The sequence below is a fragment of the Sphingopyxis sp. genome (assembly GCF_041916015.1).
In the GTDB taxonomy this organism is placed as follows: domain Bacteria; phylum Pseudomonadota; class Alphaproteobacteria; order Sphingomonadales; family Sphingomonadaceae; genus Sphingopyxis.
Genome location: NZ_JAYSAH010000031.1, coordinates 23,512 through 35,504, shown reverse-complemented (window position 1 = coordinate 35,504; position 11,993 = coordinate 23,512). Strand labels below are relative to the sequence as shown.

At 67.3% G+C, this 11,993-nt stretch carries 10 protein-coding genes; 4 read left to right on the top strand and 6 right to left on the bottom strand.

Annotation, left to right across the window (positions count from 1 at the left end; all coding sequences use genetic code 11):
• A partial coding sequence (locus ACE3SL_RS05095) for an SPOR domain-containing protein (protein WP_374524676.1) occupies nucleotides 1-612 on the top strand: 612 nt, incomplete at its 5' end.
• A 235-nt stretch (nucleotides 613-847) separates the two neighbouring features.
• On the opposite strand, the gene ACE3SL_RS05090 is transcribed toward ACE3SL_RS05095, so the two are convergent.
• The 6 genes from ACE3SL_RS05090 to ACE3SL_RS05065 all read right to left on the bottom strand — a co-directional run bounded on the left by ACE3SL_RS05090 (nucleotide 848) and on the right by ACE3SL_RS05065 (nucleotide 7,835).
• Entirely contained in the window at nucleotides 848-2,005 is a 1,158-nt protein-coding gene (locus ACE3SL_RS05090; protein WP_374524675.1) for a hypothetical protein, read from the bottom strand.
• 311 nt (nucleotides 2,006-2,316) lie between these two features.
• A complete protein-coding gene (locus tag ACE3SL_RS05085; protein ID WP_374524674.1) occupies nucleotides 2,317-3,291 on the bottom strand; it encodes a hypothetical protein in 975 nt (324 codons plus the stop codon).
• 304 nt (nucleotides 3,292-3,595) lie between these two features.
• Nucleotides 3,596-4,810 carry a dihydroorotase family protein gene (locus tag ACE3SL_RS05080; RefSeq protein ID WP_374524673.1) on the bottom strand — a complete coding sequence of 405 codons (1,215 nt, stop codon included), beginning with the start codon at nucleotides 4,808-4,810 and terminating at the stop codon, nucleotides 3,596-3,598.
• Nucleotides 4,801-5,796, bottom strand: a complete 996-nt coding sequence (locus ACE3SL_RS05075; protein ID WP_374524672.1) for an aspartate carbamoyltransferase catalytic subunit — start codon at nucleotides 5,794-5,796, stop codon at nucleotides 4,801-4,803. Before ACE3SL_RS05075 ends, ACE3SL_RS05080 begins: the two co-directional genes overlap by 10 nt.
• Before the next feature lie 192 nt (nucleotides 5,797-5,988).
• On the bottom strand, nucleotides 5,989-6,447 hold the full coding sequence (gene ruvX, locus ACE3SL_RS05070; protein WP_374524671.1) for a Holliday junction resolvase RuvX: 459 nt from the start codon (nucleotides 6,445-6,447) through the stop codon (nucleotides 5,989-5,991).
• A 113-nt stretch (nucleotides 6,448-6,560) separates the two neighbouring features.
• Nucleotides 6,561-7,835: a DUF3089 domain-containing protein gene (locus ACE3SL_RS05065; RefSeq protein WP_374524670.1), complete on the bottom strand. Its 1,275-nt coding sequence runs from the start codon at nucleotides 7,833-7,835 to the stop codon at nucleotides 6,561-6,563.
• A gap of 337 nt (nucleotides 7,836-8,172) precedes the next feature.
• Here ACE3SL_RS05065 and ACE3SL_RS05060 point away from each other — a divergent pair, with 337 nt between their 5' ends.
• From ACE3SL_RS05060 to gatA, 3 genes are all read left to right on the top strand, one after another.
• Nucleotides 8,173-9,951: a DUF4153 domain-containing protein gene (locus ACE3SL_RS05060; RefSeq protein ID WP_374524669.1), complete on the top strand. Its 1,779-nt coding sequence runs from the start codon at nucleotides 8,173-8,175 to the stop codon at nucleotides 9,949-9,951.
• Between the two features lie 142 nt (nucleotides 9,952-10,093).
• Nucleotides 10,094-10,396, top strand: a complete 303-nt coding sequence (gene gatC / locus ACE3SL_RS05055) for an Asp-tRNA(Asn)/Glu-tRNA(Gln) amidotransferase subunit GatC (RefSeq protein WP_166939344.1) — start codon at nucleotides 10,094-10,096, stop codon at nucleotides 10,394-10,396.
• A gap of 115 nt (nucleotides 10,397-10,511) precedes the next feature.
• Complete coding sequence (gatA, locus tag ACE3SL_RS05050) at nucleotides 10,512-11,993, top strand: Asp-tRNA(Asn)/Glu-tRNA(Gln) amidotransferase subunit GatA (protein ID WP_374524668.1); 1,482 nt, start codon at nucleotides 10,512-10,514, stop codon at nucleotides 11,991-11,993.

Here is an 11,993-nt window from a genome sequence, read left to right as displayed (position 1 = left end):
GCCGAACCCGCGCCCGCCGAGCCTGCGCCCGCCGCGGTGCTGGCGTCGGCCGACCCCGGCCCGATCCGCACGGTCGAGCTGCCGATGCCGGCGCGCGACGAAAATGGCGTGGTGGCGGTGACCGAATTGCCGCAACCGAAAGCCGCCCCAAATGCTGGCGAAATCATCATGGCCGACGCCAAGCCCTATCGCGCCGCGCCGCGCGTCGCGGGCGGCCGCGTCGAGGCGATCCGCCCGGCGCAGCGCGAGGCGCTCGAACTCGTGACGAAGATCATGCCGAAAGCGATGGCCTTCGATGCCAAAAAGCCTTCGGGCTGGGCGGTGCAACTCGGCGCCTATGACAGCCTGGGCATCGCCAAGGAAAAATGGGGCGTTCTGAAGAAGCGGAGCGCGCTGCTCGGCAATTATCCGGCGTCGAGCTATGCCGCGGTGGTGAACGGCCGCACCTTCTATCGCCTGACCGTCAACGGCCTCGCGACGCGCGGCGATGCGTCGAAGCTGTGCGGCGAACTCAAGGCGAAGGGTCAGGCCTGTTTCATCCGCCAGATGGGCGGCAGCGAAAGCATCCAGTGGGCCTCGGCAGCGAAGCCGGTCCGCATGGCCGCGCGCTGAACGATTTGGGGGTGCCTCCCGGCTCCGGGAGGCCAAAAGGGAGGGACGCGGCCGCGGGGCCGCGTCCTTTTCTTTTTGGCGGGTTTCGGCCGGGAGGGGACAAGCCAAAGCTATACTCCCGTTCGTGTCGAGCGCAGTCGAGACACGCGTGGGAAGCGCCAGCCTTCGCGTGTCTCGACTTCGCTCGACACGAACGGAAATAGAGGACGGTCTGGAATCCACCCCAATGCTGTCTTCAGCCCGAGCCTCCCGGCAGCCGCGCGAGCATCGCGACGAGTTGCGCCTGGCTGGTGGCGCCGGTCTTGCGGAAGATACCTTTGAGAAGGAAGCGCGCGGCGTTGAGGCTCACCGCGCGGAGCGCCGCGTAATCCTGCAGCGTCTGTCCCGCGGCGAGCGCGACGGCGAGGCGTGCTTCGGAGGGGGTGAGGCCGTACCATTGCGCGACGCGGTCGATCTCGACCACCGGGGTTTCGCCGGGCGCGCTGCCCATGGTGACGACGAGCGCGGCGCCGAGCTGGAAGCCGCCGATCTGTGCCGCCGACTGGCGCGGGATGCGCGCGGCGAGTACCGGGCATTCGGCGCCGGCCTCGTTCACCGCCTGAAAGGCGAGGCCGGCGGGCCCCGACCCGGCGGCGAGACCGGCGAGCTTCTTTTGACTGGCGGGGTGGGTGAAGGCGAGGCGGTCGCCGGTCATGCGGATGAAGCCGGCGTCCGCATAGCGCGCCGCGCGGCTGTTCGCCGCGAGGATGCCGAGCTGATCGTCGAGGCTGAAGATCGCGAAGGGCGCCGCGTCGGCGACGGCGCGTGCGGCCCCAGCGGCGAGCTCGAGCGAGGCGAGGCGGTCGCTGATTCGCATCGCGCGTTGAATATGCGGGGCGAGAACGCGCAGGCCGCGCTTCAGCGGCTCGGTATCGCGGTCGCCGGGGCCGGGCAGCATCAGCCCCATCCGCTCGCCGCCGCGCCGGTCGAGCAGCACGCCGATCAGCCGGTCGATGCCATAGGGTTTCAGGAAATTGCGGAAAAATTCGGATTCGTAGAATTCCTCGCGGGTGACGATGTCGTAGCTGTCGACGACGCTGCCGTTCGGATAGCGCACGAAGCGCTGCGACCAGGGGTGCGCGCCGGCATAGACCGCGGTGTAGATTTCCTGGATTCCCGCCGCGAGACCCGACGCGGCAACGAAGCGCGCGCGCGGCGGGTTGTTGCTTTCCCAAAGGATGAAGGCCGATTCCCAGCGCAGCGGGCAGAGCGCGCCGGTGATCCGCGCGAGCGTATCGTTCCAGCGTTCGGGATGGAGCACCGAATCATAGATGCGGCCGATCAGATCGTTCAGAACCTCCCATTCCGCGGACGTGTCGCGGTCGGTCGATATCGGAAGATCGTCGGTCGGCACATTGGTCCCCGGTCGAGAATGGCGGCGGGCTTCGACGGAAAACCGCCGGTGCCACCAAACAACGGTGAAGAAAAAAATGCAATGCTACCTGATCGGGTAGCGAAATTGTCCCGGGAATCGCGCATTCAGTCTCTGCGACCCAAGCACAGGGCGGCCCACCATAGCCTTCCTGTTTTTCTTGAAGCCCGCCGGTTTTCCGACGGGCTTCTTTTTTCGCGATCGCGGCACCGGCCCGCTCCCCCTCCCGGTCTCCCATAGGTTACTATCGTTGGGGAGGCCGGGAGGGGGAGCGGGCCGGTGCCGTAATTCCATTAACGCGGCGCGTTGGCCCCGCACCATGTGAAGACGCGCTGATATTCCTTGCCGGGCTCCGCGATGAAGCTGCGCGGGCCGGTGACCTGCGCCACATCGACAGCGTCGCCGAGCTTGTATTTGCCGCCGCCCAGATCTTTCACCGGCTTGATCGCATAGTCGCCATCGATGTCCTGCCAGCCGGCCGGAGAGATGAGTATCCCGTCCTTCGCGGTCGCGCCCGCGCATTTCGTCCCGATGACATAAAAGCCGATCGGAACGGGGAGACCGGCGACCATCCTGGGCTGGCCCGCGGGCGCGACGGGCGCCGTCATCGCGGCCTGTTCTTCGCGGTCGCGCTCCTCCGGGCTCTTGCACGGCTTGCCGTCGTAGAACCAGCCGCCGTCGCCCGAATAATCCTTGCCCGACCAGCGCGCGCGCGGGAAGCAGAAGCCGGGGCCGCCGATTTCGACATCGGGCCAGGGCGATCCCTTGCGCGCGATGAACATCGGGATGCCCGAGGTGGTGATCAGCTGTTTCCAGCCGCTGCCGGTCCAGCTCACGATCGCGAAACCCTGGCCGGTGTTGCCGTAGCAATAGGTGCCGGTGTCGGTCACGACGACTTCGGGATTGCCGTCGCCGTTGAGGTCGCGGATCGAGGGACGGTTGTCGAACAGGGCGTCGTCGATGCCCGCCGAACAGCCTCCCTTCGCCGAATCCGCGTCGGCCGCCCAGACCTTGCCGAACTTGCCGAAACCCGCGGCCTTCATGATCGCGTCATGGTCGCTTGCGGTCAGACTCTTCGCGGTCATCGGCAGCGTCCAGCTTGCCGGGCCGCTCGCCGGTTTCGCCGCGACCGCAGCCACGGGTGCGCCGCCGGTCGTCGCGGCGTCGGCGGACGACGCCGCCTGATCGCCCGGTCCCGAGCAGGCTGCAAGGCCCGCCGCCACGATGCCGGCCAGGCCCAGCCGGATGGATTTCGCCGCAATGCGCATGGATTACCCCCTTGATTGCGACCCCGACCCCTTATGCCCCGCGCCGCGCGGCCGCACAATGTCGGCGTCGCACCCTTTCTAGGCAGGGCAGCGGCGCTCCGTCCTTGCGGAGTCCTCAAGAAGTTCTAAAGCGCGTGCGCTTCGGATATTCGACCCGTTCCCCCGCGAAGGCGGGGGCCCGTCTCCTGCCGTTTCGTTGCCAAGCCGAGTGTGTTGAGAGCGATAGGTCCGGAGATGGGCCCCCGCCTTCGCGGGGGAACAGGAAGGTTCTGTCGGGACCGTGTTGCCGAAAACGGCATCCCGATCAGCGGATGCGCTGGCCGCCCTTCCATACGGCGGTCGCGCGGCCCTGAACGGGCATGCCGTCGAAGGGGGTGTTGCCCGCATAGGCGGCCATCTTCTTCGCATCGACCTGCCACGGCGTGCCCTCGTCGATCAGGATGAGGTCGGCTTCCAGCCCCGGATCGAGGCGTCCGGCGTCGAGGCCGAGCAGCTTCGCGGGGGTCGCGGCGAGGAGGTCGAAGAGGCGCGCGGGGGTGACATGGCCGTCGCGGACGAGCTGGAGACCCATGGCGAGCAGGGTCTCGGCGCCCGCCATGCCGGGCTGCGCCTCGGCGAAGGGGAGGCGCTTGTCTTCCGGCCCGCGCGGGTCGTGGCCCGAGGCGAGGATGTCGATCGTGCCGTCGGCGATGGCGGCGAGGCAGGCGTGACGATCGTCCTCGCTGCGCAGCGGCGGCGACAGGCGCGCGAAGGTGCGGAAATCGCCGATCGCGGTGTCCGAGAGGAACAGGTGCGCCGGGGTGATGCCGCAGGTGACGGGGAGGCCCCTGGCCTTGGCGTCGCGAATGAGATCGAGCCCGCGCGCGGTGGTGACCTGGCGGAAGTGGATCGGTGCGCCGGTCTCCTCGACGAGGCAAAGGTCGCGGGCGATCGCCATCGCCTCGGCGATCGCGGGGGCGGAGGCGAGGCCGAGCCGCGTCGCCATCTCGCCATCGGTCGCGACCGCGCCTGCGGTCAGCCCCTCGTCCTCGGCGTGCGCGATGACGGTGAGGCCGAGCGAGGCGGCGTAAGACAGGACGCGGCGCATCACGCCCGCGTCGGCGATGCGCGCGCGGCCGGTGGCGACGGCGCGGGCGCCCGCTTGCTTCATCAGGCCGACCTCGGCGAGTTCCTTGCCCTCGAGGCCTTTCGTGGCGGCGGCGAGGGGGTGGACCCAGAGGTCGGGCTTGCCGCCCTTGGCGGCGCGTTCGACGAGCCCCGAATTGTCGAGCGGGCCGCTGTCGGGCATCAGCGCAGCGCGGGTGATGCCGCCGAAATGAAAGGCGGGCTTGTCGGTCGCGAAGACGCCGAGGTCGATGATGCCGGGGGCGAGCCACTGGCCTTTCGCGTCGATCGTCTCGGCCTTGTCGGGGATTTCGGCCGGGTTCAGCGCGGCGATGCGCCCGGCGGCGACGAGCAGGCTCGCTGTCTCGCCGCCGAGCAGGCGCGCGTTCGCGATCAGGAGCGGGGTCAGTTCCATCCCGGCACCTTTCGTTGGCGGCGGGTCAAGATGTCGAGGCAGGCCATGCGGACGGCGACGCCCATTTCGACCTGCTCGGTGATCGTCGAGCGGGTCGGGTCGTCGGCGACGCTGCTGTCGATCTCGACCCCGCGGTTCATCGGGCCGGGGTGCATGACGATCGCGTCGGGCTTCGCAAGATCGAGGCGCTTCGGCGTGAGGCCATAGAGCGCATGATATTCGCGCGCGCTCGGCAGATAGGCGCCGTCCATGCGCTCGTTCTGGAGGCGGAGCATCATCACGACGTCGGCGCCCGCAATCCCCTCGTCCATGTCGGTGAAGGTCGTGACATGCATCCGCTCGATCGCGGGCGGGGTCAGCGTCGGCGGCGCGACGATGCGGACCTCGTTGCCGAGCAGGGTGAGCGCGAGGATGTTCGAGCGCGCGACGCGGCTATGCAGCACGTCGCCGCAGATCGCGACGGTCAGCCCCTCGACCTTTCCCTTGCGGCGGCGGATGGTGAGCGCGTCGAGCAAGGCCTGCGTCGGATGCTCGTGGCGGCCGTCGCCCGCGTTGAGCACCGGGCAATCGACCTTGCCGGCGATGAGCTGCACCGCGCCCGAGCTTGCATGGCGGATGACGATCGCGTCGGCGCGCATCGCGTTGAGCGTCATTGCGGTGTCGATCAGCGTCTCGCCCTTCTTCACGCTCGACTGCGCGGCGTGCATGTTGACGACGTCGGCGCCGAGGCGCTTTCCGGCGATCTCGAACGACAGCAAGGTGCGGGTCGAATTTTCGAAAAAGGCGTTGATGATGGTGAGCCCGGCGAGGCGGTCGTCGTGCTTGGCGGCGCCGCTGCGGTTCATCTCGACCCACTCTTCGGCGGCGTCGAGGACGTAGGAAATTTCCCACGGGGTGAGCTGGGCGATGCCGGTCAGGTGGCGATGGCGAAAGGCATCGCCGCCGGGCGGATAGTCGCTGGCGGGTCGGGTTGTTGCGCTTGTCATTAAAGCCGAGCGTTTAGGGAGGATTGGTGGAGAGGGCAAGCCATGATCCTCCCCGGAACGGGGAGGGGGACCACCCGGAGGGTGGTGGAGGGGCAGGTGCGGACGAATCCCGAGCTCGATGCAGGCGCTGCGCAAACCGCCTGTGCCCCTCCACCATGCTTCGCATGGTCCCCCTCCCCGTGCCGGGGAGGTTCAGCGCGTCAGCGCGTCGATCGCGCCTTGCAGGATGAACGCCGCGGCGGCGCTGTCGACGCGCTCGGCGCGCTTGGCGCGGCTGACGTCGGCGGCGATCATCGCGCGCTCGACCGCGGCGGTCGACCAGCGCTCGTCCCAGAGGAGGATGGGCAGGGCGAGGGGCAGGAGGTTGCGCGCGAAGGCGCGGGTACTCTGGGTGCGCGGGCTGTCGCTGCCGTCCATGTTCAGCGGCAGGCCGACGACGAGGCCGACGATCGATTGGGCGGCGATGAGGGTTTTGAGCACCTCGAAATCGACCGAGAATTTCTTGCGCACGATCGTCTTGTCGGGGGTCGCGAAGGACCAGTTCGCGTCGCAGAAGGCGACGCCGATGGTTTTCGTGCCGACGTCGAGCCCTGCGAGACGGCCGCCATTGGGGAGCGCGGCGGCGAAATCGGGGGCGGCGGTGGTGATCATCCTCGCCCCTTAGCCGTCATTGCGAGCGAAGCGAAGCAATCTCCAGCGGGCAACCAAACGCAAGGGCGATGGCTGGAGATTGCCGCGTCGCTTCGCTCCTCGCAATGACGATGTCAGGATTTGGCGGCGGCTGATGAGGGAGGCGAGGTGGGCGTTGCCGCCACCGGCAGCGCCGGGGGCGGGACGGGCGAGGGTTTGCCTTCATAGGTCGCGAGCCGGCGGAGCGTGTCGGCGCGGACGTTCGCCCAGAAGAGGGTGATGTCGAAGACGTGGTAATTGTTGCCCGGCAGCACATAGCTCGGCGCGTAAGCCTTGGCCGCGTCGGCGTCGCCGATCAGCAGGAATCCGCGGTCATCGTCGCATTTCGCGCCGACCTTGTGCGCGATCAGCTCGCCTGCCTTGAAGCCCTCGGCGGGTTTCAGCGTGCCGATGTTCGCGTCGGGGCCGGCGGCGGTGTCGGGAATGCCGGTCAGCGGGTTGGTGCAGAGCATCCGCGTCCCCGCGCGCGGGCGCCCGTCGAAGCCGATCGTGCCGTCATAGGCGCCGGTGACCATCGAGGTATCGGCGGGCTCGGCGAAGGTCGCCCAGCTCAGGATGCAGCCTTTCTGCTCGGGGGTCCGGCAGGCGGGGAGGCCGAGGCCCGCGAGGTCGGTGTCGACGCTGATCGGCCAGCCGATCACATAGGCCGCGACGATGCGCTTCGCGAGCGGGGTGCCGGCGATGCGGTTCTTGAGCAGGGTGGTGAGATGCAGCGCGCCCTGGCTGTGGCCGGCGAGGATGATCGGCCGATTCTTGGGGATTGCGGCGAGGAAGGCGTCGAACGCCTGTTCGACATCGCGATAGGCGGCGTCGATCGCCTTGCCCGCGGTGACGCGATCCTCGGCGAGGAAGGCGCCGAGCGTCGCCTGGCGGTAGCGCGGCGCCCAGACCTCACCCGCGTCGCCGAAGGCGCTCGCCATGCCCTGCATGAACAATTTGGCGCGGTAATTGGCGTCGGCATCGTCGAGCGGGGCGTTCCAGCTCGCCTTGCTGTAGTAGCTCGTCGGGTGGATGAAGAAGATCGCGGCGTCGCCTCTGGGTGTCGCATCGGCATCGGCGGCCGTTGCGGCTTTGGCGGGCGGAATCAGCTTGTCGGCGGCGGACGGCTTTCTTTCGCCGTCTTCCGAGGGCGGGCGCCAGTCTGCCGGATCATTTTCGAGCCCCGGCCGCGCGAACCACATCTTGGGATCGTCATAGGCATTGGGGGCGGCCGCCGCCTGCTCGACGAACTGGCTCGACGGCACGAACACCGCGCGGCCGAACCATGCCGGGTTGAGCTGATAGGCGACGCCGAAGCCGAGAAGGATGAAGATGATCGCGGCGATGGCGTAGAGGAATTTGCGGGCCAAGCGGGGCTCCATGCGAGTGGGAGAGGTTTTGGCGAGTTTCTAGCCGTCCTTCCAATACCCGTCACCCTGAACTTGTTTGGCCATAATATCGTTCGCGTCCGTGGTCTCGTCATTGCGAGCGAAGCGAAGCAATCCAGGGCGGTTTACGCCACTCTGGATTGCTTCGCTTCGCTCGCAATGACGAAGTGTGGAATGTATAGGGATACCAAGGGGGTAGCCCCGGCTTGTTTCAGGGTCCATGGACTGTTCTCGAACTGAGCGCCGTGCAGGCCGGGAGGGCAGGTCATGGACCCTGAAACAAGTTCAGCATGACGAATATAGAAGGTAGATGTCGCACATGACCGACGCGCCCGCCACGCCGCCCGCCCCCGAGTCGCTCGGAGTTTCGGCCCGCCTCGACGCGAAGGATCTGCCCTGGCCGCGGCGGCCGTGGATCATGGCGGCGATCGGCGCGGCTGCCGGGCTGCTCTTTCATATGCTGGTCGACCGCAAATATGTCGCCGAGCCGGCGCCTTTGCCCGACGCGCTCGCCGCCTTTGTCGCGGTATCGACCGTCGTCTTCCTGCTCGGGGTCGAACGGCGGCGCTGGCATTGGGCGGCGGGCTTCGCGCTGCTCTGGGGCGCCGCGATCGGGCTGATCAGCTGGCATTCGGCGGGCTATAATCTGCACGGGTCGCCGTTCGAGTGGCCGTTCTGGTCGGGGATATTGGCAGTCCTGGTCGCGACGCCCTTGTTCCAGACGCGGCGCGACGTGGCGGCGGACTGGCGCTTCTGGAAGCTGTGGCAGATGCCCTATGAGCGGCTGCACAGCCATGCGTGGACCGACGCCGTGATCGGCGCGGCGGGATTGGCGTTCACCGGGCTGACCTTTCTTCTCGTCGTGCTGATCGGTCAGATGTTCAAGCTGATCGGAATCAACCTGATCTTTGACCTGCTGAACGACGAATGGTTCGGCTGGATGCTTGCGGGCGCGGCATTCGGCGGTGCGGTGGGGCTTTTGCGCGAGCGCGACAGGCTGGTCGCGACCCTGCAGCGGCTGGTGATGATCATCCTGTCGGTGCTCGCGCCGGTGCTGGCGGCGGCGCTGGTGGTCTTTCTGCTGTCGCTCGCGGGCACGGGGCTGGCGAAGCTCTGGGCGTCGGGCTTCTCGACCGCGGCGCTGATGATGGCGGCCGCCGCCTTCGCGGTGCTGCTCGCCAATGCCGCGATCGGCAACGGGCGCGAGGAGCGGGCGGGCAACCGGCTGCTCCACGGCGCGGCGGCGGTGCTCGTCGTCGCGGTGCTGCCGCTCGCGGTGATCGCCTTCTATTCGATGCATCTGCGCGTGATCCAATATGGCTGGACCCCCGAGCGGATCTGGGGCGTGATCGCGGCGATGGTGGCGCTCGCCTATGGCGCGATCGGGGTCTGGGCGGTCGCGCGCGGGCGCAAGGATTTCGACGATGCGCTGCGGCCGCTGCAGCAGAGGCTGGCGATCGGCCTGATGCTGCTCGCGGCGTTCCTCGCGCTGCCGATCCTCGATTTCGGCGCGATCTCGACGCGCGATCAGGTCGCGCGGCTGAAAAGCGGGGCGGTGAAGGCCGAAAAGTTCGACTGGGCGGCGATGGCGTTCGATTTCGGGCCGAGCGGGCGGAAGGCGCTGGCGGGGCTTGCGAAGTCGCCTGACAAGGAGCGGGCGAATCTTGCGGGCTGGGCGCTCAAGGCGAAGGATCGCTGGGATTTGAACGCGACCGGCGCCGAAGGTGACGAAAGCAACGTCGCCTTTGCGGCAAAGACGATCGAGGAAAAGGTGCGGGTGCTCCCTGTGGGCGCGATGCTGCCGCCCGAAGCTTATGTTGCGCTCGATACGCGCGGTCCGTGCAAGGCCGCGCCGTGTATCGCCTATCGGCTCGGCGAGGGGCGCATTGCTGTGGTCAGCCGCGGCAACAATGTGGGATTGTTCGTGCACGATCCTAAAACAGGCGCGTGGGATCAGGATTATGAAGCGTTCGGGCGCGGCGGTTCCGGCCCCGGCCTGACGACCGGCGATCTGGAGCGGGCGACTGTCGAGGTGCGGCCGGTCACGCGGCAACAGGTCTTCGTGAACGGCAAGCCGGTGGGGGATGATTTCGAATAACCTCGTCATTCCTGCGAAAGCGGGAACCCGGTTCCGACGGCTGCTCGCTGGGTTCCCGCTTTCGCGGGAATGACGAAGGTGGGTGTTGAAGCGCACAGGCGAGGATGCTAGCGGCCCAGCTTCTCCCGATAAGGCGATAAAGATGGCAATCGATCAGGCAACAGTCCGAAAAATAGCGTCGCTGGCGCGCATCGCGATCAGCGATGCCGAAGCCGCCGCGATGGAAGGCGAATTGAACGGCATCCTCGGTTGGGTCGAACAACTCGGCGAGGTCGATGTGACCGGGGTCGAGCCGATGACCGCGGTGATCCCGAATACGCTGCGGCTGCGCGACGATGTTGTCGATGCCGATCCGCTGACCGGCGGCAACCGCCGCGACGATATTCTCGCGAACGCGCCGGCGCCGCAGCACGGTTTCTTTGGTGTGCCGAAGGTGATCGAATGATGCGCCTTGCTCTTTTTCCGTTTGCCCTGAGCTTGTCGAAGGGCCGTTCTTCTCTTCACCGTTCGAAAAATGAAGAACGGTGCTTCGACAAGCTCAGCACGAGCGGGTTTGGGAAATGACTGATCTTACGAATCTCACCGTTGCAGAAATTCGCGACGGGCACCGTGCGGGCGATTTCAGCGCCGTCGAGGTCGCCGAGGCGTTCAACGCCAATGTCGCGGGCGCGAAGGCGCTCAATGCGTTCATCGTCGAGACACCCGAGCATGCGATCGCGGCGGCGAAGCAGGCCGATGCCGATCGCGCCGCTGGAACGCTGAAGCCGCTGTCGGGCGTGCCGATCGGGATGAAGGATCTGTTCGCGACCAACGGTGTCCAGACGACCGCCGCGAGCCATATGCTCGAAGGCTTCGTGCCGCGTTACGAGTCCACCGTGTCGCAGAAATTGTGGGATGCGGGCGCGGGGATGCTCGGCAAGCTGAACCTCGACCAGTTCGCGATGGGGTCGTCGAACGAGACGAGCTATTTCGGCAACGTCATTTCACCTTGGCGGCGCAAGGACGGCGGAAACGCGCCGCTCGCGCCGGGCGGGTCGTCGGGCGGTTCGTCGTCGGCGATCGCGGCGCGGCTGTGCCCCGCGGCGACGGGCACCGACACCGGCGGTTCGATCCGCCAGCCCGCGGCCTTCACCGGCATTTCGGGGATCAAGCCGACCTATGGCCGCTGCTCGCGCTGGGGCATCGTGGCGTTCGCAAGCTCGCTCGATCAGGCGGGCCCGATGGCGCGCGACGTCCGCGACTGCGCGATCATGCTCGAAAATATGGCGGGCTTCGATCCGAAGGATGCGACGAGCCTGAACCTGCCGGTGCCCGATTGGGAAGCCGCTTTGTCGAGCGATCTCAAGGGCAAGACGGTCGGTATTCCCAAGGAATATCGTCTTGAAGGTATCGATCCCGATATCGATGCGATGTGGGATGCGGGCATCGCGATGCTCAAGGATGCGGGGGCCGAGGTTGTCGAGATCAGCCTGCCGCACACCCGATATGCGCTGCCGGCCTATTATATCATCGCGCCCGCCGAGGCGTCGTCGAACCTCGCGCGTTACGATGGTGTGCGCTATGGCCTGCGCGATCTGCCGCAGGGCGCGGGCTTGCAGGACATGTATGCCGCGACGCGCGCCGACGGCTTCGGGCCCGAGGTCAAGCGCCGGATCATGATCGGCACCTATGTGCTGTCGGCGGGTTTCTACGACGCCTATTACACGCAGGCGCAAAAGGTGCGGACGCTGATTTCGCGCGATTTTTCGACCGCGTTCGAGACGTGCGACGTGATCCTCGCGCCGACCGCGCCGTCGGCGGCGTTCGGGCTCGGCGAAAAGACCGCCGATCCGCTGTCGATGTATTTGAACGACGTGTTCGCGGTGCCCGCGAGCCTCGCGGGGCTGCCCGCGATGTCGGTCCCCGCGGCGCTGAACCGCGAAGGGTTGCCGCTGGGGCTGCAGATCATCGGCAACGCCTTCGATGAGCAGGGCGTGCTGAACGCGGGACTGGCGATCGAGAAACGCGCCGGGTTTACCGCGCGGGCGGAGAGATGGTGGTAA

Coding starts and splice junctions, on each gene's coding strand:
- gatC (WP_166939344.1), top strand. CDS start 10,094: ATGGCAATCGATCAGGCAACAGTCCGAAAAATAGCGTCGCTGGCGCGC.
- ruvX (WP_374524671.1), bottom strand. CDS start 6,447: ATGATCACCACCGCCGCCCCCGATTTCGCCGCCGCGCTCCCCAATGGC.
- ACE3SL_RS05060 (WP_374524669.1), top strand. CDS start 8,173: ATGACCGACGCGCCCGCCACGCCGCCCGCCCCCGAGTCGCTCGGAGTT.
- gatA (WP_374524668.1), top strand. CDS start 10,512: ATGACTGATCTTACGAATCTCACCGTTGCAGAAATTCGCGACGGGCAC.
- ACE3SL_RS05085 (WP_374524674.1), bottom strand. CDS start 3,291: ATGCGCATTGCGGCGAAATCCATCCGGCTGGGCCTGGCCGGCATCGTG.
- ACE3SL_RS05080 (WP_374524673.1), bottom strand. CDS start 4,810: ATGGAACTGACCCCGCTCCTGATCGCGAACGCGCGCCTGCTCGGCGGC.
- ACE3SL_RS05075 (WP_374524672.1), bottom strand. CDS start 5,796: ATGACAAGCGCAACAACCCGACCCGCCAGCGACTATCCGCCCGGCGGC.